We start from the raw sequence: 18,642 nt of genomic DNA on the forward strand, positions 1-18,642 counted from the left end.
CGACCCTTGGTCGCGTCGACAGACGCAAAAGCCGACCGCGCAAGCCCCGACGGGTTCACAAGCCGACCATCGGCTGGCCATTGGCCAACCCGGGGAGCTTTCCCCGCAACCGCATCCCGGTTAGGCTTCGCGTTCATTTTTGCCGCGCTGCCTGATGATGCTGCAACAATTCCTCCAGGATTTCGGGTACTTCGCCCTCTTCCTCGGTACCTTCTTCGAGGGCGAGACCATTCTCGTCCTGGCCGGATTCCTCGCATTCCGCGGCTACATGGACATCAACGCAGTAGTGGCCACCGCCTTCTGTGGCAGCTATGCCGGTGACCAGCTGTGGTACTACCTGGGTCGCCACAAGGGCCGCCAGATCCTCGCCCGCCGGCCGCGCTGGCAGGCCATGGGTGACAAGGCGCTGGACCACATCCGCCGGCGCCCGGACATCTGGGTACTGAGCTTCCGCTTCGTCTACGGCCTGCGCACCGTGATGCCGGTGGCCATCGGCCTTTCCGGCTACCCGCCGCTGCGCTATTTCCTCCTAAACGGCATCGGTGCCATTGTCTGGGCCCTGGCCCTGGGCTTTGCCGCCTACCACTTCGGCGCCGTGCTCGAAGGCATGCTCGGCAACCTCAAGCGCTACGAGCTGATGGTACTGGGTGGCCTGGTGCTGATCGGCCTGGTGCTCTGGCTGCGCCGCCGCATCCGCAGCAGCCGCGCGAACCGTGAGGAACGTCGCAAGGAAAGCCGCGAGCAAGGCTGACTCAGGCCGTCATCGGCCGGGCCATGCGCAGCCCGGCCAGCAGCCCCAGGCTGACCACCAGGTACAGCCCCAGGCCCACCCCGACCGGCATCGTCACTGCCCCCAGCCCCACCGGCCCAGCCACGCCGGCAAGCACCCCGCAGGACGCCAGCCGCACCAGCTCCAACCCCATCGCCCAGGGCCGGTTCTCCAGCCAGGCACCGATGGCGAACAGGCCGAACGCCAGCCACCCCCCGCCCAGCAGCAATGCCGGCAGCCCCATCCCGTCCCCTTTTGCCAACAGGTAGCTGCCCCCCAGCAGGTACAGCGTGAACTGCAACCCCGCATAGGCGGTGCGAGCCGGCGGCAGCGGCACCTCGTACTTGCGGAAGCGGGCCAGATCCGGCTTGGCCAGCGGATAGCGCTCGGCCACGTCCGCCGGTCGCCAGCCGGTGCGCATGAACCAGATGCGCAGCCGGTCCCACCAGGAGCGCGCCCGCGCCGCGTCCTGCCACAGTTGGGCGTAGACCTGCAGGTTGGCCCACAACGGGTTCCAACTGGCCAACGGTGTGGTCACGCCGAACACCACCGGCTCCTCGTCCAGCTCCTCCTGGAAGGTGCCGAACAGCCGATCCCAGAGGATGAACAAGCCACCGTAGTTGCGATCCATGTACACCGGGTTCTGCGCGTGGTGCACCCGGTGGTTGGACGGAGTGATGAACACCCACTCCAGCGGCCCCAGCTTCGGCACATGGCGGGTGTGCACCCAGAACTGGTAGAGCAGGTTCATCGCCGCCACCGTCAGGAACACCAGCGGCGGGATGCCGGCCAAGGCCATCGGCAGGTAGAAGATCCAGCCGAAGATGAAACCGGTGCTGGTCTGGCGCAGTGCCGTCGAGAGGTTGTACTCCTCGCTCTGGTGGTGCACCGAATGCGCCGCCCAGAGCACGTTGCGCTCGTGGCCCAGGCGGTGGTTCCAGTAGTAGCAGAAGTCGTAGAAGACGAAGGCCGCCACCCAGGTCCAGGGGCTGGTCGGGTCCGGCGCCAGCAGCCCCAGGTGCTGCCAGGCGAGGGTGTAGGTGAGCACACCCACCGTCTTGGTGAGCAGGCCGCAGGTGGTGGACAACACCCCCGCGCTGAGGCTGTTGATCGCATCGGCAGTGCGGTAGGTGCGCACGCCGCGCCAGCGATCGGCGAGCAGTTCGAGACCGATCAGCAGGAAGAACACGGGAACCGCATAAAGGACGTAATTCATGGGAAGGCCGTATCGTTCGGACGTTGCAGGGGCTAGGATTGCCAGCCTCGATGCTACGCCCGAGCGGCCCGCAGCCCCTGGCGCGGCATGACAGCCCGACTGGCATATGACGACAGATGCGTACACCTCTCAGACGACTGCTCTCGCTTCTCCTGCTGGCCACCGCCAGCGCCGCCCTGCTGGGCCTCTACCCCTACCGCCAGGCCATGCTGCCGGTGGCGGACGACCTGCCCACCGCGCGCCAGCGCCTGGCCGACCACCTGAGCCTGTACACCCCCGCCGGTGACGGCCCGTTCCCCACGGTGCTGGTGTTCCACGGTTGCAGCGGGCAGAGCCCCGGCTTCGTCGACAACGTCCGCGACTGGCTGCTGCCCCAGGGCTATGCCCTGCTGTTCGTCGACAGCTTCGGCGCCCGCGGCATCCACGACTGGCACCCGGTCTGCGACGGCAAACGCCTGTGGGGCAACGAACGCGCCCTGGATGTCTACGCCGCCCTCGACCTGGCCCGCGCGATGCCCAAGGTGAACCGCCAGCGCCTGGCCCTGCTGGGCTACTCTCATGGCGGCTGGACCGTCCTCGACGCGCTCGCCTACGACGGCGCCGCCGGCCACGGTTTCCCAGCGACAGGGGAGGGCGTGCTCGACGGCGTGCGCGGCGCCATCGCCTTCTACCCCTACTGCGGTTTTCCCGCCCACCTGCGCCAGGGCGTGGCCCATAGCGCCCCGGTGTTGATGTTCCTCGGCACGGCGGATCGAATCACCGACCCGCGCCAGTGTCTATCGGCCATGGAGGGGCTTTCGCCGCAGCGGCTGCAGGTGGTGCAGTACGCCGGGGCCGGCCATGTGTTCGACCAGCGCAGTGACCTGAATACCTACCAACCCGGGCTGGCCGAGGATGCCCATCGGCAGGCCCAGGCCTTCCTCCAGGAGACCCTGGGGGCAGCCCCGTGAAAAGGAGAGAACCATGAACAAGCACGTTGCCGTCATCCTGTCCGGCTGCGGCGTCTACGACGGCGCCGAGATCCACGAGAGCGTCATCACCCTGCTGCGCCTGGACCAGCGCGGGGCCAAGGTGCAGTGCTTCGCCCCCAACGTTGCCCAGCACCACGTGCTCAACCACCTTACCGGCGAAGAAATGCCCGAGAGCCGCAACGTGCTCACCGAGTCCGCGCGCATCGCCCGTGGCGCCGTGAAGGACGTGCGCGAGCTGAAGGCCGAGGACTTCGACGCGCTGATCATCCCCGGTGGATTCGGCGCCGCGAAGAACCTCAGCGACTTCGCCTTCAACGGCCCCGCCTGCCAGGTCCAGCCGGATGTGCTCGCCGCCGCCCAGGCCTTCGCCCAGGCCGGCAAGCCCGTTGGCCTGATCTGCATCGCACCGCACCTGGCGGCGAAGATCTACGGCGAGGGCGTTGCCTGCACCATCGGCAACGACGCCGACACCGCCCAGGCCCTGGAAAGCATGGGCGCCCAGCACGTCGAGTGCGCCGTCGGCGACATCGTCGAGGACGAGGGCCGCAAGCTGGTGAGCACCCCGGCCTACATGCTGGCGCAATCCATCAGCGAAGCCGCTTCCGGCATCTACAAGCTGGTGGACCGGGTGCTGGAACTGACCCACGCCTGACCCGCGTCTTACCCGTGAGGGGCGGCCGCCCGGCAGCCCCTCCAGGCCGATCCGGCCATTCCCTCTGCTGCACGGGCCACCCCCCTTGTCCGAGCACCTTCGGCTGCGGCAGCGTCGAACCCCTGCCTTTCGTGCCCAGGTGCGCCATGCCCGACAACACCTTCATCCTCACCCCGGAGCTGCAGGACGCGGTGCGCCAGTTCTTCGAGCGCATCCCCTTCAACCAGTCCCTCGGCATCCAGCTCGACGAGCTGTCCGCCGAGCGGGTGATCATGCACCTGCCGATGAAGGCCGAACTGATCGGCAACTTCGTCCACGGCATCCTCCACGGCGGCGTGATCGCCTCGCTGCTGGACGTCACCGGCGGCGCCATGGCGCTGATCGGCGCCTTCCAGCGGCACCAGCACCTGTCCACCGGCGAGCGCATGGCGCGGCTTTCCAAGCTCGGCACCATCGACCTGCGCATCGACTACCTGCGCCCCGGGCGCGGCGCACGGTTCACCGCCACGGCAGTGCCACTGCGTGCGGGCAACAAGGTGGCGGTGGTGCGCTCGGAACTGCATGCCGACGACGGCACGCTGGTGGCGGTGGGGACGGGTACCTACCTCTGCGGCTGATCAGCCCCGGCTGAGGCGTGTCAGCAGGCGGTCCAGCGCATTGGCGAAGGCCTGGCGCTCGCGCTCGCCATAGGGAGCCTGGCCGCCGCCCATCTGGCCCTGGTCGCGCAGGTCGGTCATCAGGTTGCGCACTGCCAGGCGCTCGCCCATGTTGCGCTCGTCGAACTCACGGCCTCGAGGGTCGAGGGCCGCCACGCCCTTCTTGATCAACCGGTCAGCCAGCGGCACATCACTGCAGATCACCAGGTCGCCTGGCTCGGCCTGCTCCACCAGGTGGTCGTCCGCCGCATCCGGCCCACTGGGCACCACCACCAGGCGCACACAGGCGAAGGTCGGTTTGACCTGGCTCTGGCCGGCCACCAGCACCACCTCGAAGCGGCGCTTGAGGGCGAACTTGATGACCTGGTCCTTGGCTGCCCGGGGGCAGGCATCGGCATCGATCCACACGCGCATCGGCGTCTCCTGCAAGAGAATGGGTGCGCAGTATGCCAGCGGACGGGCTCCGACGCCGACGGGAGACGAATCGTACGCCGTCACACTGCCACCAAGGCGCCATCAGCGCCCGACCTTTTCGCATATACTGCGCCGGCTGCGCCCCGACACCGAGACGCAGCCCCCTCGCGTGGGGATTGGCAGGACGCCACCGTACAGCCAGTGCACGCCTGGATCAGCCCTCACCGGCTGGCAGTATCAAGGATTGGAAGAGGTCGCCATGTTCCCCCGTGCACTCACCGCACTCGCGGTCTGCATCCCCCTCGCGCTCAGCGGTTGTACCGTCTTTCGCAGCTACCAGAGCGAACTCACCGAAACCAGCCAGTACCTCGCCAGCGGCAACGTCGACGGTGCCATCGGCCTGCTCGAAGCCAACAACGGCGGCGAGCACAAGGACCTGCTGTATTACCTGGAGAAGGGCGAACTGCTGCGCTCCCGGGGCGACTTCGCCGGCAGCCAGGCCGCCTGGCGCCAGGCCGACCAGCAGGTGTACCAGTGGGAGGAGGCAGTCAAGGCCGACCCCGGTCGCTACCTCGCCGAGTTCAGCGCCTACCTGATCAACGACAAGATGCGCCGCTACGAGGGCTACGACTACGAGAAGGTCATGCTGACCACGCAGATGGCCCTCAACGACCTGGCGCTCAACGACTTCGACAGCGCCCGCACCGAGATCAAGAAGACCCATGAGCGCGAGGCGCTGATCGCCGAACTGCGCGACAAGGAATACCTAGAGCGTGAGGAAGAAGCCGAGCGCCAGGGCATCACCACCGAGCTGAAGGACCTCAACGGCTACCCGGTGGGTGCCCTCAACTCCCCCGAGGTGCTGGGGCTGAAGAACAGCTACCAGAGCGCCTTCAGCCACTACCTCGCCGGCTTCGTCTACGAAGCCCTCGGCGAGCGCGGCCTGGCCGCCCCCGGCTACCGCAAGGCCGCCGAGCTGCGCCCTGAGACGCCGCTGCTGGAGCAGGCCCTGCTGGACCTCGACTCACCGCCGCCGGAGGCGGACGAAAGCGATGTACTGGTGGTGATCCAGAGCGGCTTCGCACCGGCCCGCGACTCGGTGCGCATCCCCTTGCCGCTGCCCCTGGATTCCGGCCTGGTGGTCAGCACCGTGTCCTTCCCGGTGTTGCGGGACGACAACACCACCCGCCCGCCTTCCGACCTGCTGATCGACGGCGAGGCCGCCGAACTGACCGAGCTGGGCAGCATCCGCGCCATGTCCTACCGCGCCCTGCTGGACGACATGCCCGGAATCATCCTGCGCACCACCGTGCGCGCCGTCTCCCGTGGGGTGGCACAGAAGCAGCTGAACGACAACGGCAACCCCTGGGCGAGCCTCGCCGTGGGCGTCATGTCGACCCTTACCGAAGGTGCCGACGAGCGCACCTGGCGCACCCTGCCCAACAGCATCCGCGTCGCCCGCCTGCGCCTGAGCCGGGGCGAGCACCGCCTCACCCTGCCCACCGCCCACGGGCTCGCCGAGCTGGACCTGAAGGTCGAGCGGCCCTACCAGGTCATCCCCGTCCGCGTGGTGGCCGGGCAGGTCTTCGCCCACGGCGCCGCCACCCGAACCCCAACGCCCGGCGTGCCCGCCGTGGCCAGCACCCACATGCCCTGAGGACACACATGCGCACCTTACTGATCGCCGGGCTCACCCTGGCCCTGCTCACCGGCTGCAGCCACGAAACCGCCTCCAGCAAGCTGGCCCCCATGGGCGAAGTGGAGGACATCGAGGTCGACACCATGCGCGTCGCCCGCGAGAACGGTTTTCTCACCGTCAAGGTGAAGCTGGTCAACACCCACAAGCAGAACCGCACCCTCTACTACCGCTTCGCCTGGCTGGACAAGGACGGCTTCCCGGTCGCCGGCGAGGAAGCCTGGAAGGCCCTGCCCCTCTACGGCTCGCAGACCACCTACCTGCCCGCCATCGCGCCGGTGCCCCAGGCCACCGACTTCCGCCTGGAAATGAACACCCCTGACTGACCCTGAACCCGACCGTCAAGCGAGAGCCCCCATGCGCCTTTTCCGCACCACCTGCATTGCCGCCTTCGTCATCGCTGCTTCCGGCTGCGCCTCCAAGCCTTCGCCGGTACTCGGCGGCGGCAACATCAGCTACGGCGACAGCAAAGCCGTCGAGCTGATCACCAACGAATTCGGCTCCACCGACCTGCAGATGATCGCCGAGTCCATGACCCGTTCCCTGGCCCAGTCCGGCGTACTGCGCGGCCGCCCGGTGATCCAGGTCTACGACGTGAAGAACAAGACCAGCGAATACATCGACACCCGCGAAATCACCACCAGCATCAAGACCCAGCTGCTGAAGTCCGGCACCGCCCGCTTCGCCAGCGACAACACCGACATGCAAAGCCAGGTGGACCAGCTCAAGCTGCAGAACCAGAGCGGCCTGTACAAGAACTCCACCGTCGCCAAGACCGGCAACATGATCGCCGCCAAGTACCGTCTCGAAGGCGCCATCAGCTCCATCGTCAAGCGCAACAGCGACTACAAGGACGTGTTCTACAAGTTCAGCCTGCAACTGATCGACGTGGAAAGCGGGCTGGCGGAGTGGATGGACGAGAAGGAAATCCGCAAGACCACGGAGCGCTGACCCATGCGAGCACTGATCGGCCTGCTGGCCACTGCCCTGGCCTTCGCCAGCCAGGCCGCACCCAAGGTGGCGGTGGCGGACCTGGCCTACGAGCAGCAGGTGAGCCAGTACTTCCGCACCGTAGACTCCAAGGACAACGCCCAGTACGGCCCCTACACCGGGCATTCCTCCAGCAGCTACCACGAGGAAGAGGGCAACTACAGCTACGTCGAGCGCGGCGAGCTGCGCAAGTTCTCCGGGGACATCCGTGGCGAGATCATCAAGCGCGGGCGCTTCCAGCTCGTCCAGGCCCGCCCCTTCAGCGGCGACCCGGAGAGCCAGGCGATCTACGACGTGATCCAGCGCATCCGTGACGGGCAGTTCCCCGGTGCTGACTACGTGCTGTTCGGCACCGTGTCGGACGCGGACTTCCGCCAGGACACCAACGCCCTCGACAACACCGACAGCTACTCCAGCGTGCTGGGCCTGACCCTGGTGGCGGACTTCAGCCTGATCGACACCAAGACCTTCCAGGTGTCTTCGGCCTTCACCGCCATGGGCGAAGCCCAGGACGTGAAGCTGGTGAACGGCCGTGATGCGCGCATCAGCCACAACCGTGGCCGTGTGGTGCGCGAGGTGTCGCGCTCGCTGGGCGAAGACGTCGCCCAGCAGATGGAAGAGCAGTTGGGCGGTGGCACCACCACCTTCGACGTCCAGCCCATGCAGCCGGCGCTGCCGCCGGACGAGCCGGCGCGCATCCTGCGCTGACCCGGCACGGCGGGCGGTTCTCGCAGGCCGCTCGCCCAATTCCTCAACCCCGGTAGAACGCCTCGCAGCACTCACGCAGGGCGTTGGAGAGGCTGTCATCCTCCAGTTCGATCAGGTCCAGCTCCAGCGCGTCCGGCAGCATCTGTGCCACCAGCGTCGCCAGGCGCTGGCGGCCGCCCAGGTCGGAGCCGGCAACGCCCAGCAACAGGCGCGGCTCGGGGCCAATGGCGGGGTCGCGCAGGGCTGCAAGGTAGGCTTCGGTCAATCCCATGTCACGGCAGGCGGCCTGCAGCGCACGCTCCAGCGGCGGGTGGCTGACGGGGGCGATGGCGAGGTCGGGCGAATCGCCGTAGACCCCGGCGCGGGTGTGGGATGGCGGCATGCCGGTGCTCCGGAAGGTAAGACCGGCAGCCTATTGGCCGGGCGCCGCGCTGTCGCGGCGCCGGGTCACGCTTGGCGCATCGACTGGATCACGCCGGGGTGCGGCGCACGGTGGCCAGCAGGGCGGCAGCGCCGACGAAGAGCGCAGCGAAGGTACGGTTCATGGTGCGCTGCTGGGCCGGGGAGCGCAGCAGGCGCAGCACCTTGGCAGCCAGGCCGGTGTAGCCGGCCATGACGATCAGGTCCACGGTGATCATGGTCGCGCCCATCACCAGGTACTGCGGCAGCAGCGGCGCATGGGGGTCGATGAACTGCGGCAGCACGGCGAGCATGAAGATGATCGCCTTGGGGTTGCTCACGTTGACCAGGAGGCCGCGCAGCACCATCGTCAGCGGCCGCCCCAGAGGACGTTCGCCGGAGCCGGCGTCGAGGTCACTGGGCAGCGCGCGCCACTGGCGGTAGGCCAGGTAGGCGAGGTAGGCCACGCCGAACCACTTGATCAGGCCGAAAGCCATGGCCGAGGTGGCGAGGATGGCGCCCACACCGGCGGCGACGATGGCGATCTGCAGGGCCAGGCCCAATTGCAAGCCAATGGCGTTCCAGTAGCCCCGCAGAAAGCCGTATTGCAGGCCGGACGACATGGACGCGATGGCGCCCGCGCCGGGGGACAGGCTGATCACCCAGCAGGCGACCAGAAAAGCGAGCCAGGTGTGTAGAGCCATGGCAGGACCTCAGGAGTTTCAGGGTTGGGGTCAGGCAGACTACTCCGCGCGCCGGGCGCTGCACAGCCCCCGGCCGGCGCTCAGCGCCAGCGGCGCACGGCTTTCTGGAAGAACAGGCTGTTGGGTACCTGGATCATGGCACCTGCCGCTTCTTCGGTGACGTCCTGCAGGGTGGTGTAGAACAGGTTGATGGCCACCACTCGGCCCTTCACGCCGGGCTTGTCGGCGCTCTCCACCACCTCCACCACATCGCCCAGGCGGAACGGCCCGAGGGAGAAGATCAGCACCGCGCAGAACATGTTCGAGAGCACGCTCCAGATGGCGAAGAAGGCCACCGCGGCGACGGCGGTGAAGCCGGTCAGCGCCGTCCACAACACCTCGGCGGACACCCCGAGACGCTCCAGCACCAACATGAAGGCGCTGCCCAGGATCAGCCAGCGCAGCAGGCCGCGCAGGGGCAGCAGGAGCTCCTGGGGCAGCTGTGGATAACGCGCACCGAGGCGGGTGATGCCGCGGGTGACGATGCGCTGCACGAGCCAGGCGAGAATCAGGATGAGCAGCACCTGCGCCGCTCGGATCAGGGGCTCGCTCCAGGCCGTCAACAGGACCAGGTCTTCCATCAGTCACTGGCCTCCAGTTGGCTCTGCAGGTTTTCAAGAAGCTCCAGGGCCTCCAGCCATTTCTCCTCCAGCTCGGCCTCACGGGTCTTGAGCTTCGCCTGCTCGGCGAGCAGGTCGCGCAGCTCGTCCTTGCGCGAGGCCTCGTAGACACCGGAGTCGCCCAGACGGGTTTCCACAGCGGCAAGTTTTCCGTGCAGGGCACCCAGTTCCTTCTCCAGCTTCTCCGCTTCGCGCTTGTGCGGCGCCAGTTGCTGACGCAGGGCGGCAGCGGCCTGACGCTGGGCGCGCTTGTCGGTGCCGGCGCCATTGGGGACCGACGGAGCACTGCTGGCCGGGGCCTGGCGGGCACGGTAGTCGACGAGCCAGCGGGCGTAGTCGTCGAGGTCGCCATCGAAGGGCTGGATGCGCCCGTCGGCCACCAGCAGGAACTCGTCGGTGGTGCTCTTGAGCAGGTGACGATCGTGGGAGACCACCAGCACCGCGCCGGCGAACTCCTGCAGGGCCATGGTCAGCGCCAGGCGCATTTCCAGGTCCAGGTGGTTGGTGGGTTCGTCGAGCAGCAGCAGGTTGGGCTTCTGCCAGGCGATCAGAGCCAGGGCCAGGCGCGCCTTCTCGCCGCCGGAGAAGTTCAGCACCGGCTCGTCGCAGCGGTCGCCGCGGAAGTCGAAGCCGCCGAGGAAGTCGCGCAGGGTCTGCTCGCGCTCGGCCGGGGCAATACGCTGCAGGTGCAGCAGCGGGCTGGCCTTGGGGTCGAGGGAGTCCAACTGGTGCTGGGCGAAGTAGCCGATGGCGAGATTCTCGCCACGGGCCAGGCGCCCGGCGACAGGCGCCAGCTCACCGGAAAGGGTCTTGATCAGGGTGGACTTGCCCGCGCCGTTGGGGCCGAGCAGGCCGATGCGCGCACCGGGGACGAGCTGCAGCTTGACCTGCTGCAACACCACCTTGTCGCCGTAGCCGAGCTGGCCTTCGGACACGTCCAGCAGCGGGCTGGAGATCTTGTCCGCCTCGCGGAAGACGAAGTCGAAGGGCGAATCCACGTGGGCGGGCGCCAGTTCCTCCAGGCGCTCCAGGGCCTTGATCCGGCTCTGCGCCTGGCGGGCCTTGGTGGCTTGGGCCTTGAAGCGGGCGATGTACTTCTCCATGTGGGCACGCTGGGCCTGCTGCTTCTCGTAGGCCTGTTGCTGCTGGGCCAGGCGCTCGGCGCGGGTGCGCTCGAAGGCCGAGTAGCCGCCGCGGTAGAGGGTCAGCTTCTGCTGTTCCAGATGGGCGACGTTATCCACCACGGCATCGAGGAAGTCGCGGTCGTGGGAGATCAGCAGCAGGGTGCCGGGGTAGCCCTTGAGCCATTCCTCCAGCCAGAGGATGGCGTCGAGGTCCAGGTGGTTGGTGGGTTCGTCGAGCAGCAGCAGCTCGGACGGGCACATCAGCGCCTGGGCCAGGTTCAGGCGCATCCGCCAGCCACCGGAGAAATCGCCGACGCGGCGGTCCATCTGCTCGGCGGTGAAGCCCAGGCCGGCCAGCAGCTTGCGGGCGCGGGCATCGGCGGTGTAGCCGTCGGCGCTGTCCAGCTCGATGTGCAGACGGGCGATGGCGGTGCCGTCATGCCCGGCCTCGGCGGCAGCCAGTTCGGCCTGCACGCGGCGCAGGTGCACGTCGCCGTCGAGAACGTAGTCCACCGCCAGGCGGTCGAGGGTGTCCACCTCCTGGCGCATGTGGGCGATGCGCCAGTCGGCCGGCACGAAACAGTCGCCGGCGTCGGGGCCGAGCTCGCCACGCAGCAGGGCGAAGAGGCTGGATTTACCGGCACCGTTGGCGCCGATGAGGCCGACCTTCTGGCCGGTGTGCAGGGTCAGTTCGGCGCCTTCGAGCAGGCGCTGGGGACCGCGCTGTAGAGTGAGGTTCTGGAGTCGGATCATAATGGCGGCGGAGTTTATCAGCTTCATTCCGCCACCGCCCGGTACTCGCCATGCCCCCCGATCTATGGAATTTCGCCCTGCAACTGTATGCCCGGCCCAGCGTCGAGGCGGCCTGTCTGACACTTCAGGAGCAGGGTGCGGACGTCTGCCTGTTGCTGGCAGCCCGTTGGCTGGAGACGCGCGGCGTCACCTGCACGCCCGAGCGCTGCGACGCATTGCGCGATCTTGCGGCCCCCTGGCAGCGGGACGTGGTGATGCCCCTGCGTCGCCTGCGCCAGGACTGGCGAGACGGTGCGCAACAGGATGGGGAACTGGCGGCCCTGCGGCAGCGGCTGAAGCAGTTGGAGTTGGACGCGGAACGCGCGTTGCTGGCGCGCCTGGAACAGGCTGCCGCGCATTGGCCGGCAGGCCAGAACGAGCAGTACGGTTGGCTGGAGGCCTTGGCTGGGGATGCCAGGAAGGCCTGCGACGCGCTGGATCGGCTGCGCGCCGCAGGCCGGATGCCTTAGGCGGACGGCGTCGCCGGCGCGGCGGACTCGGGGGCCGCAGCAGGAGCAGCCGGAGCCGCGGCGGGTGCAACCGGCTTGGCGGCAGGGGCCTTGGCTACAGCCTTGGGCTTGGCAGCGGGTTTCGCGGCCGGCTTGGCTGCGGGTTTCGCAGCAGCAGGCTTGGCGGCAGCAGGCTTGGCGGCAGCGGGCTTGGCAGCGGTTGCCTTGGCCGGAGCCTTGGCGGCCGCGGCTTTGGCAGCCGCTGGTTTGGCGGCAGGCTTGGCAGCTGCAGCCGGTTTGGCAGCGGCAGGCTTGCTGGCCGGCTTGGCGGCCGGTTTGCTTGCAGCCTTGACCGGCGCCTTCGCGGCAGGCTTGGCAGCGGGTTTCGCGGCGGCCTTGCTGGCGGTGGGTTTGGCCGCAGCCGGCTTGCTCGCGGCCTTGGCAGCCGGTTTGGCGGCGGCAGGTTTGGCAGCGGCCTTGGCGGCTGGCTTGGCTTTGACTTCACGGGCGGCGAGGGCCTTGTTGGCAGCCTCCTTCACCTTGCCGACGCCCTGGGCCAGCTTGAGGCTTTCCTGGGCATCACGCTTGAGCTCGACGATGTAGGCGCGGGTCTCGGCCTGGCGGGCCTTGAGGGCTTCGAGCAGATCCTCCAGCTCGGCGATGGCGTCCTTCGCCTTGGCTTGCGCCTTGGCCTTGCCGGCCTTGGCGGCGTCCTGCAGCTTGGTGCGGGCGCCATGGAGTTTCTCCTGAGCCTTGCCGCGCTGCTTCTCCAGTTTGGTCAGCAGTTTCTCGGCATCGACCAACGCCTGGCTGCAGGCGTTCTCGAGGTGTTCGATCAGGCTGTGGGACAGTTGCTGGAGCAGGTGCAGCGGGGTGCTAACGGGCTTCTTCTTGGCCGACATGGCGCGCCTCCGGGCGATCGATGGTGCGGCTCATACTAGTCCCCGATTCAATGCGTCGCTAGCTCTCTGCCGCGCACCGGTTCACGGCGCTGGCATAATCGCAGCCCCTGCCCTCTGGAGTATCTTCCATGCGCCGTCTCGCCCTGTTGCCCCTGTGCCTGCTGCTGGGTGCCGCGCATGCGGCGGACGACCAGAAGGACCTCGCCTACAGCATGGGCGCGAAGATCGGCGAGCGCCTGCGCGCCGAGGCGCCGGGGTTGCCGCTGAACGAGCTGCTGCGTGGGCTCTCACGGACCTACAAGGGCGAGAAGCCCGAGCTGGACCCGGCGCGCATGGACAAGCTCCTGGAACACCACGAAGCGAGCCTGGAGCAGGCCGGCTCAAGCACGAAGCGGGCGCAGACAGCAGAGAAGTATTTCCTGGCCCTGGAGCGGGGCAAGTACGACGTGAGGGAGCTGCCGGGCGGCATCCTGGTGACCGAGCTGCGCCACGGCGGCGGCCCGATGCCTGTGGCCAACGGCCAGGTGCGCGTGACCTATCGCGGCCAGTTGGCCGACGGCAGCGTGTTCGACGAGAGCATCACGCCGCAGTGGTTCCGCCTGGACAGCGTCATCGCAGGGTGGCGGGAAGCCTTGCAACAGATGCCGGTGGGCGCACGCTGGCGGCTGGTGATTCCTTCAGCGAAAGCCTATGGAGCGGAGGGCGCAGGGGATGTGATTCCACCCCATGCGCCCCTGGTGTTCGAGCTGGAGCTGCTCGAAGCCAAGTGATCAGACGAGCTGAGTCGCCTGGTCCCGGTGGGCGGTGTGCAGCACCTCGATGAGGCAGTCCTCCAGGTCGAAACGCTCGTGCAGCAGTTGCCCCAGGCGTTTCAGTTCGGTCTTGAAGCACACCTCGCGGTTCTCGCTGCCGTCGCAGCAGTCGTTGAAGCCAAGTGCGGCCTCGGTGATGGCCTCGATGCGCGGGTAGATCTGCTTGGCCAGCTCCAGGCCACGCTGATCACCAAAGGCCCGTGCCTCGTTCATCAGTTGCTCGTAGACCTCGAAATGGCCGGCCGAGACGTAGTCCACCAGCACTTCGCAGAAGCCTTGCAGCGCCCCGGGCGATAGCACCTCGGGGCTGTTGTCCAGGCGGGTGAAGACGCCGATGAGTTCCTGGCGCTCCTGCAACCAGCGGTCGATCAACTGGTGCACGCCACCCCAGCGTTCCTGGGCGTTCTTGCAGCTCTCGAGCATGATGACCTCGCGTCCCTAAACATTGATGCTGTCGTCTGCACCGAGACGGTTTTTTGTCGATCGGGGCATATGAAGGGAGACGGGACATGGAAGCGGCAGCTTTCCGACGTCACGTGCGGGCCAGAGTATGCCGCTGCCGAAATGCCTTCAAGGCACCCGGCGTGAAAATTTCATACAGATGTTTGATCGTCGGACCGCGCCCTGTCTGGCTCATTGCAGCCAGACAGGGCGGGGGAATGGACTCAAGCGCGGCGCAATAGCTGGTACAGCGAGAAGAGGATGCAACCGGCGAAGGCCAGCAGACTCCACTCGGGGATGCTCATGCCGAACAGCGTCCAGGTGACTTCGGCGCAATCGGCGGTGCCGTGGAGCATCAGCTTGACGATCTCCTGGAACGGCAGCGCCTCCATCATGAACTCCAGGCTCGGCAGACAAGCCGGCAACTGGTCGGCCGGAACGCCCTGCAGCCAAACCTGGCGCCCGGCGGTGGCGGCACCACCGGCGGCGAACAGCAGCGCCAGCACCGAATAGACGCGACGGCCCTTGACCTGCGGGTTGTGCAACGCCGCCGCCAGGCAGGCGATGCCGAACAGGATGATGAAGATGCGCTGGACGACGCACAACGGGCACGGCGCCAGCCCTTCGAAGTGCTCCAGATAGAGAGCGCCAGCCATCACGGCGACGCAGGCGAGGAAGGCGGCGAAGAAAAGCGGACGCGGGCTGGCCAGGCTCATGGCGGCTCCCAGGGAAATGAAAGGCCGTTACGGTAGAGGAAGGGCCTTGGCCTTTCAAGACGACGGACTAGTCTGCACCGGGTACCCATCCGGAGAAGCACGCCATGCGTCGGTTGATCCCGCTCCTGCTACTCGCCCCGCTGCTGGCCGAGGCCCGGCTGCCCCTGGAGCAGATCCGTCTGCCGCCGGGTTTTCGCATCGAGGTGCTCAGCGACCAGGTGCCCAACGCCCGGGAAATGACCTGGGGCGCGGACGGCACTCTGTTCGTCGGCAGCAACGCCGCCGGCAACGTCTATGCAGTGGACCCGGCAAACGGTCACGCACGCATCATCGCCAAGGGCCTACAGATGCCCGTGGGTGTCGCCTTCCACCAGGGTGACCTTTATGTGTCGGCGGTCAGCCGCATCCTCCGCCTGCGCGACATCGAGTCGCGGCTGGACGCGCCACCCCGTCCCGAACAGGTCGGCCCCGACTTCCCCACGGAGACTCACCACGGCTGGAAGTTCATCGCCTTCGGCCCCGACGGCAAGCTGTACGTGCCGGTGGGCGCACCCTGCAACGTCTGCGAGCGCGACCCGGCCCTGTACGCCGCCCTGCACCGCATGAACCCCGACGGCAGCGGGCTGGAACTGGTGGCCCGGGGCATCCGCAACAGCGTCGGCTTCGACTGGCACCCTGGGACCGGGGAACTGTGGTTCAGCGACAACGGCCGCGACCTGATGGGTGACGACGTGCCGGACTGCGAACTCAACCGGATCAGCACCACCAACCCGCATTTCGGCTTCCCCTACTGCCACGCCGGTACGGTGGCCGACCCGCAATTCGGCGGGCGTGCCTGCAGCGAATTCGTGCCGCCAGTCGCCAAGCTCGGCCCCCACGTGGCCCCGCTGGGCCTGCGTTTCTACACCGGCACGCAGTTCCCGTCGGAGTATCGCGACAACCTGTTCATTGCCGAGCACGGCTCATGGAACCGCAGCCAGAAGATCGGCTACCGCATCAAGCGCGTGGAACTGAACGGGGATGGCAGCCTGAAACGCCAGAGCGTGTTCGCCGAAGGCTGGCTGCAGGGACAACGGGTCTGGGGCCGGCCTGCCGATGTGCTGGTGGCCCCGGACGGGTCGCTGCTGGTGAGCGACGACCAGGCCGGGGTGATCTACCGCATTCGCTACAGCGCCGATCAGGCGCGCTGATCGACGGGTTGCGGCAGGCGGGGCAGGCGTTCCGCCAGCCCCTCCTGGAACAACTGGTTGCTTCGCTCCAGCTCGCCCATGTGTGCCAGCAGCCGTGCCAGCTCACCACACAGCTCAGGCTCGCGGCCGAAGCTGAGGCCCGTCTCGAAGTAGTCACGGGCCTTGCCCCACAGGCTGCTCTGCAGGCTCAGGCGGCCCAGGGTGAGAAACAGCACCGGATCACCCGGCTGCTCCTTGAGTAAGCCTTCGGCAGTCTGCAACTGGCGCGCCGGGTCAGCCCCGCGCAGGCGGCCGTAGAAGCGCACCAGCTCGCGGTCGTAGCCGCGCTTGAGGGCGATGCGCACGGCTTCCTCAGCTTCGGGCTCGGCGCCCAGGTGGCGCAACTGCTCGGCAAAGGCCAGCACCAGGCGCGGCTCGGCACGCTGGGCGGCAGACAGGTGCTGCCAGGCCTGGATCAGGGGGTTGAGGGCGTTCTCGCCCTCGTTCAAGCCGGCCTGCCCGGCATGCACCAGGCGCTCGCTCCAGGCACTCAGCTCCAGCTGGGCGATCTCCGATTCCGGCAAGGCCTTGTTCTTGCGCAGCTCCGGAACCAGACCGACCAGGGCCGCCATGTCTCCACGCTGGCGCTGCAACTGGACCAACTGACGCAGCACCTGATGGTGCTTGGGGTGGTGCTCGTGCATGGCCTTGAGGGTGTCGAGCGCGCCGTTCAGGTCACCACGCTCCTGCTGCAGCTCGGCATGGGCCAGGGCGATGGCCAGCTCGGCCTGGGGCTGGCGCTCCAGAGCACGCTCCAGCAGTTGGTCGCTCTCTTCGTACTGACCGATGCGGTTGGCCGCGCGGGCTGCGCCCAGGTAGAACATCAGCGGCTGCGGGTCCGCCTCGGCGGCACGGCGCAGGTGGCGCAGCGCCCGTGCCCAGCGGCCTTCGGCCAGGTCGAGCAGGCCCTGCTCCGAGGCCAGGCGCACACGGCGCCGGGCATTGCGTCGCGACCAGGGGTTGATCACCCCGCCGGAGACGAAGATCAGGCTCAGCACCAGACGCACGCCCCACACCAGCAGGACGAGCACGGCCACCAGGGCGAGGAAGGCCCAGAGGCTGGATTCGTAGCGGAAGCCCTTGTAGGCGAACAGCACGTAGCCGGGGTGCTGGACCACGGCGACGCCCACCAGGGCGACCGCAGCGGCCACCAGCAGGAGGATCAGGACGATGCGTCTCATTGGCCCTGGCCCTCCGCTGCCGGCGTGTCTTCAAGGTCCTGGCTGGCGGCCGGCTCAGCCCGTGCCGGGGCCTTGGGCTCGGCGATACGCTGGCCACGGGCAAGGTAGGCCTGGACGGCTTCCAGAGCCGGGGCCAGGTCCGGCGTGTGCACTTCGACCGGCTGCTCGGCGAGCTCGCCAAGACGCGCCATGAGGGCACGGCTCTCGGGGTTTTCGTCGTTGAACTGGGTGTCCAGCACATCCCGCGCCTGTTTCAGCGACTGCTGGTAGACCTGGGTCTGACCGTGCAGTGCGGCCCACTGGGTCTGCTCAAGGGCCAGGGAGAGGGCGAGGCGGACCTGGGACAGGCCCTGGCCGCTGAGCAGCGGCTTGATGTTCTGGTCGGCGTCGAACTGGATGCGGAAGTAGTGGGAGAGCTTCTCCAGCCATTCGCCCCACCAGCTGCCGCCGTCGCCTTCGGCGGCCATGTTGCGCAGCACGCCGCCCTTGTCCTCGAAGGCCGGGGCCAAGGGCTGCAGGCTGGCCGCCTGCTCACGCAGGGCGCCAAGCTGGAGGAACAGGCCGGTGCGGTCCGGCTGCGGGGTGGTGCGCAGGGCTTCGAGGCTGCGGGAAAGCTGCTCGCGGGCGCCGAAGGCGGCCGGGTCGTCCTGCTCGCGGAGGATGTCGTCGGCGGCTTCCACCAGGGCCTTGGCGCTGGTGATGTCCTGCAGGGCAGAGAGACGCAGGCTGGCCAGGCGCAGCAGGTGCTCGGCCTCGGCCAGGCGCCAGTCCTTGCGGCTGGCGCCGAGGACGCTTTCCACGCGCTGACTCAAGCGTTGCTGGTCATTCTGCAGGCTCGCCAGCAGGCGACGACGCTCATCCAGTTCCTCGGGGGTCGGCAGGCGGTCGATGCGCTCGGCCAGGCGCTTGTCGCTCTGTTCCAGGCTCTGGGCGCGCCCCTGGGCGTCCTGCACCAGGCTTTGCTGCTGCTGGCCACGGGCCTCGATGGTGTGCAGTTGCCAGAGGCTCCAGCCGCCGACACCTGCACCGGCGGCGCCGATGAGCAGGGCGAGAAGGGCAAGGCCGTTGCCTCGCGTGGCGGGCTTGCCGGTGGGGGGCACTACGGCCTCGGAAGCCGGGGATTGCTGCTCGGGTTTCACCAGGTCTGCTTCGCTCACGTATC

Annotated in this window: 22 protein-coding genes; 11 read left to right on the forward strand and 11 right to left on the reverse strand. The window is 67.9% G+C overall.

The window, feature by feature from the left end; genetic code table 11:
* Window positions 1-154: 154 nt before the first annotated feature.
* Window positions 155-751 carry a DedA family protein gene (locus A9G05_RS02675; protein ID WP_165668285.1) on the forward strand — a complete coding sequence of 199 codons (597 nt, stop codon included), beginning with the start codon at window positions 155-157 and terminating at the stop codon, window positions 749-751.
* Between the two features lies 1 nt (window position 752).
* Here A9G05_RS02675 and A9G05_RS02680 read toward each other — a convergent pair whose 3' ends face one another.
* Window positions 753-1,985 (reverse strand): sterol desaturase family protein, encoded by a 1,233-nt coding sequence (locus A9G05_RS02680; protein ID WP_069559509.1) that lies wholly within the window; start codon window positions 1,983-1,985, stop codon window positions 753-755.
* Window positions 1,986-2,101: 116 nt separating this feature from the next.
* On the opposite strand from A9G05_RS02680, the gene A9G05_RS02685 reads away from it, so the two are divergent.
* The 3 genes from A9G05_RS02685 (at window position 2,102) to A9G05_RS02695 (ending at window position 4,225) form a co-directional block, all read left to right on the forward strand.
* Window positions 2,102-2,935, forward strand: coding sequence for a dienelactone hydrolase family protein (locus tag A9G05_RS02685; RefSeq protein WP_069559510.1), 834 nt, complete (start codon window positions 2,102-2,104; stop codon window positions 2,933-2,935).
* 13 nt (window positions 2,936-2,948) lie between these two features.
* The gene (elbB, locus tag A9G05_RS02690; RefSeq protein WP_069559511.1) at window positions 2,949-3,608 is read left to right on the forward strand and encodes an isoprenoid biosynthesis glyoxalase ElbB; all 660 of its coding nucleotides are present in this window, start codon (window positions 2,949-2,951) and stop codon (window positions 3,606-3,608) included.
* A 146-nt stretch (window positions 3,609-3,754) separates the two neighbouring features.
* On the forward strand, window positions 3,755-4,225 hold the full coding sequence (locus tag A9G05_RS02695; RefSeq protein ID WP_069559512.1) for a thioesterase family protein: 471 nt from the start codon (window positions 3,755-3,757) through the stop codon (window positions 4,223-4,225).
* Here the strand turns inward: A9G05_RS02695 and A9G05_RS02700 are convergent, their stop codons facing one another.
* Window positions 4,226-4,678 carry a YaiI/YqxD family protein gene (locus A9G05_RS02700; protein WP_069559513.1) on the reverse strand — a complete coding sequence of 151 codons (453 nt, stop codon included), beginning with the start codon at window positions 4,676-4,678 and terminating at the stop codon, window positions 4,226-4,228.
* A gap of 259 nt (window positions 4,679-4,937) precedes the next feature.
* On the opposite strand from A9G05_RS02700, the gene A9G05_RS02705 reads away from it, so the two are divergent.
* Genes A9G05_RS02705 through A9G05_RS02720 form a run of 4 tightly spaced genes read left to right on the forward strand, consistent with a single transcriptional unit; the run spans window position 4,938 to window position 8,072 of the window.
* Window positions 4,938-6,335 (forward strand): COG3014 family protein, encoded by a 1,398-nt coding sequence (locus tag A9G05_RS02705; RefSeq protein ID WP_069559514.1) that lies wholly within the window; start codon window positions 4,938-4,940, stop codon window positions 6,333-6,335.
* An 8-nt stretch (window positions 6,336-6,343) separates the two neighbouring features.
* Window positions 6,344-6,700: a YcfL family protein gene (locus A9G05_RS02710; protein WP_069559515.1), complete on the forward strand. Its 357-nt coding sequence runs from the start codon at window positions 6,344-6,346 to the stop codon at window positions 6,698-6,700.
* Between the two features lie 31 nt (window positions 6,701-6,731).
* Entirely contained in the window at window positions 6,732-7,325 is a 594-nt protein-coding gene (lpoB, locus tag A9G05_RS02715; RefSeq protein WP_069559516.1) for a penicillin-binding protein activator LpoB, read from the forward strand.
* 3 nt (window positions 7,326-7,328) lie between these two features.
* Window positions 7,329-8,072, forward strand: a complete 744-nt coding sequence (locus tag A9G05_RS02720) for a penicillin-binding protein activator LpoB (protein WP_069559517.1) — start codon at window positions 7,329-7,331, stop codon at window positions 8,070-8,072.
* A 43-nt stretch (window positions 8,073-8,115) separates the two neighbouring features.
* Here the strand turns inward: A9G05_RS02720 and A9G05_RS02725 are convergent, their stop codons facing one another.
* The 4 genes from A9G05_RS02725 to A9G05_RS02740 all read right to left on the reverse strand — a co-directional run bounded on the left by A9G05_RS02725 (window position 8,116) and on the right by A9G05_RS02740 (window position 11,711).
* Entirely contained in the window at window positions 8,116-8,454 is a 339-nt protein-coding gene (locus A9G05_RS02725) for a hypothetical protein (RefSeq protein WP_069559518.1), read from the reverse strand.
* A gap of 88 nt (window positions 8,455-8,542) precedes the next feature.
* Window positions 8,543-9,175: a LysE family transporter gene (locus A9G05_RS02730; protein ID WP_069559519.1), complete on the reverse strand. Its 633-nt coding sequence runs from the start codon at window positions 9,173-9,175 to the stop codon at window positions 8,543-8,545.
* A gap of 80 nt (window positions 9,176-9,255) precedes the next feature.
* The gene (locus A9G05_RS02735) at window positions 9,256-9,795 is read right to left on the reverse strand and encodes a mechanosensitive ion channel family protein (protein ID WP_069559520.1); all 540 of its coding nucleotides are present in this window, start codon (window positions 9,793-9,795) and stop codon (window positions 9,256-9,258) included.
* A complete protein-coding gene (locus tag A9G05_RS02740) occupies window positions 9,795-11,711 on the reverse strand; it encodes an ATP-binding cassette domain-containing protein (protein WP_069559521.1) in 1,917 nt (638 codons plus the stop codon). The genes A9G05_RS02735 and A9G05_RS02740 overlap by 1 nt, the downstream gene beginning before the upstream one ends.
* Before the next feature lie 50 nt (window positions 11,712-11,761).
* Between A9G05_RS02740 and A9G05_RS02745 the strand changes: the two genes are divergently transcribed.
* Window positions 11,762-12,220, forward strand: a complete 459-nt coding sequence (locus tag A9G05_RS02745; RefSeq protein WP_069559522.1) for a TIGR02444 family protein — start codon at window positions 11,762-11,764, stop codon at window positions 12,218-12,220.
* Here the strand turns inward: A9G05_RS02745 and A9G05_RS27025 are convergent.
* Entirely contained in the window at window positions 12,217-13,101 is an 885-nt protein-coding gene (locus tag A9G05_RS27025) for an AlgP family protein (RefSeq protein WP_069559523.1), read from the reverse strand. The two genes, A9G05_RS02745 and A9G05_RS27025, sit on opposite strands and share 4 nt — an antisense overlap.
* Before the next feature lie 128 nt (window positions 13,102-13,229).
* On the opposite strand from A9G05_RS27025, the gene A9G05_RS02755 reads away from it, so the two are divergent.
* Window positions 13,230-13,871, forward strand: coding sequence for an FKBP-type peptidyl-prolyl cis-trans isomerase (locus tag A9G05_RS02755; RefSeq protein ID WP_069559524.1), 642 nt, complete (start codon window positions 13,230-13,232; stop codon window positions 13,869-13,871).
* Here A9G05_RS02755 and A9G05_RS02760 read toward each other — a convergent pair whose 3' ends face one another.
* Both A9G05_RS02760 and A9G05_RS02765 read right to left on the reverse strand, forming a co-directional pair.
* Window positions 13,872-14,336 (reverse strand): Rsd/AlgQ family anti-sigma factor, encoded by a 465-nt coding sequence (locus A9G05_RS02760; protein WP_069559525.1) that lies wholly within the window; start codon window positions 14,334-14,336, stop codon window positions 13,872-13,874.
* A 242-nt stretch (window positions 14,337-14,578) separates the two neighbouring features.
* Window positions 14,579-15,070 (reverse strand): disulfide bond formation protein B, encoded by a 492-nt coding sequence (locus tag A9G05_RS02765; RefSeq protein ID WP_069559526.1) that lies wholly within the window; start codon window positions 15,068-15,070, stop codon window positions 14,579-14,581.
* Between the two features lie 104 nt (window positions 15,071-15,174).
* On the opposite strand from A9G05_RS02765, the gene A9G05_RS02770 reads away from it, so the two are divergent.
* Window positions 15,175-16,260, forward strand: a complete 1,086-nt coding sequence (locus A9G05_RS02770; RefSeq protein WP_069559527.1) for a sorbosone dehydrogenase family protein — start codon at window positions 15,175-15,177, stop codon at window positions 16,258-16,260.
* Here A9G05_RS02770 and A9G05_RS02775 read toward each other — a convergent pair.
* Together A9G05_RS02775 and A9G05_RS02780 are read right to left on the reverse strand one after the other, a co-directional pair.
* On the reverse strand, window positions 16,248-17,480 hold the full coding sequence (locus tag A9G05_RS02775) for a heme biosynthesis HemY N-terminal domain-containing protein (RefSeq protein ID WP_069559528.1): 1,233 nt from the start codon (window positions 17,478-17,480) through the stop codon (window positions 16,248-16,250). The genes A9G05_RS02770 and A9G05_RS02775 overlap by 13 nt on opposite strands.
* Window positions 17,477-18,637, reverse strand: coding sequence for a uroporphyrinogen-III C-methyltransferase (locus tag A9G05_RS02780; protein ID WP_069559529.1), 1,161 nt, complete (start codon window positions 18,635-18,637; stop codon window positions 17,477-17,479). Before A9G05_RS02780 ends, A9G05_RS02775 begins: the two co-directional genes overlap by 4 nt.
* Between the last annotated feature and the right edge of the window lie 5 nt (window positions 18,638-18,642).

Origin of the sequence: Pseudomonas sp. ENNP23 (assembly GCF_001728945.1) — a bacterium.
Lineage (GTDB): Bacteria > Pseudomonadota > Gammaproteobacteria > Pseudomonadales > Pseudomonadaceae > Metapseudomonas > Metapseudomonas otitidis.

Coding starts and splice junctions, on each gene's coding strand:
- A9G05_RS02685 (WP_069559510.1), top strand. CDS start 2,102: ATGCGTACACCTCTCAGACGACTGCTCTCGCTTCTCCTGCTGGCCACC.
- A9G05_RS02705 (WP_069559514.1), top strand. CDS start 4,938: ATGTTCCCCCGTGCACTCACCGCACTCGCGGTCTGCATCCCCCTCGCG.
- A9G05_RS02765 (WP_069559526.1), bottom strand. CDS start 15,070: ATGAGCCTGGCCAGCCCGCGTCCGCTTTTCTTCGCCGCCTTCCTCGCC.
- A9G05_RS02700 (WP_069559513.1), bottom strand. CDS start 4,678: ATGCGCGTGTGGATCGATGCCGATGCCTGCCCCCGGGCAGCCAAGGAC.
- elbB (WP_069559511.1), top strand. CDS start 2,949: ATGAACAAGCACGTTGCCGTCATCCTGTCCGGCTGCGGCGTCTACGAC.
- A9G05_RS02775 (WP_069559528.1), bottom strand. CDS start 17,480: ATGAGACGCATCGTCCTGATCCTCCTGCTGGTGGCCGCTGCGGTCGCC.
- A9G05_RS02730 (WP_069559519.1), bottom strand. CDS start 9,175: ATGGCTCTACACACCTGGCTCGCTTTTCTGGTCGCCTGCTGGGTGATC.
- A9G05_RS02695 (WP_069559512.1), top strand. CDS start 3,755: ATGCCCGACAACACCTTCATCCTCACCCCGGAGCTGCAGGACGCGGTG.
- lpoB (WP_069559516.1), top strand. CDS start 6,732: ATGCGCCTTTTCCGCACCACCTGCATTGCCGCCTTCGTCATCGCTGCT.
- A9G05_RS02735 (WP_069559520.1), bottom strand. CDS start 9,795: ATGGAAGACCTGGTCCTGTTGACGGCCTGGAGCGAGCCCCTGATCCGA.
- A9G05_RS02770 (WP_069559527.1), top strand. CDS start 15,175: ATGCGTCGGTTGATCCCGCTCCTGCTACTCGCCCCGCTGCTGGCCGAG.
- A9G05_RS02725 (WP_069559518.1), bottom strand. CDS start 8,454: ATGCCGCCATCCCACACCCGCGCCGGGGTCTACGGCGATTCGCCCGAC.
- A9G05_RS02740 (WP_069559521.1), bottom strand. CDS start 11,711: ATGATCCGACTCCAGAACCTCACTCTACAGCGCGGTCCCCAGCGCCTG.
- A9G05_RS27025 (WP_069559523.1), bottom strand. CDS start 13,101: ATGTCGGCCAAGAAGAAGCCCGTTAGCACCCCGCTGCACCTGCTCCAG.
- A9G05_RS02710 (WP_069559515.1), top strand. CDS start 6,344: ATGCGCACCTTACTGATCGCCGGGCTCACCCTGGCCCTGCTCACCGGC.
- A9G05_RS02675 (WP_165668285.1), top strand. CDS start 155: ATGATGCTGCAACAATTCCTCCAGGATTTCGGGTACTTCGCCCTCTTC.
- A9G05_RS02680 (WP_069559509.1), bottom strand. CDS start 1,985: ATGAATTACGTCCTTTATGCGGTTCCCGTGTTCTTCCTGCTGATCGGT.
- A9G05_RS02760 (WP_069559525.1), bottom strand. CDS start 14,336: ATGCTCGAGAGCTGCAAGAACGCCCAGGAACGCTGGGGTGGCGTGCAC.
- A9G05_RS02755 (WP_069559524.1), top strand. CDS start 13,230: ATGCGCCGTCTCGCCCTGTTGCCCCTGTGCCTGCTGCTGGGTGCCGCG.
- A9G05_RS02745 (WP_069559522.1), top strand. CDS start 11,762: ATGCCCCCCGATCTATGGAATTTCGCCCTGCAACTGTATGCCCGGCCC.
- A9G05_RS02720 (WP_069559517.1), top strand. CDS start 7,329: ATGCGAGCACTGATCGGCCTGCTGGCCACTGCCCTGGCCTTCGCCAGC.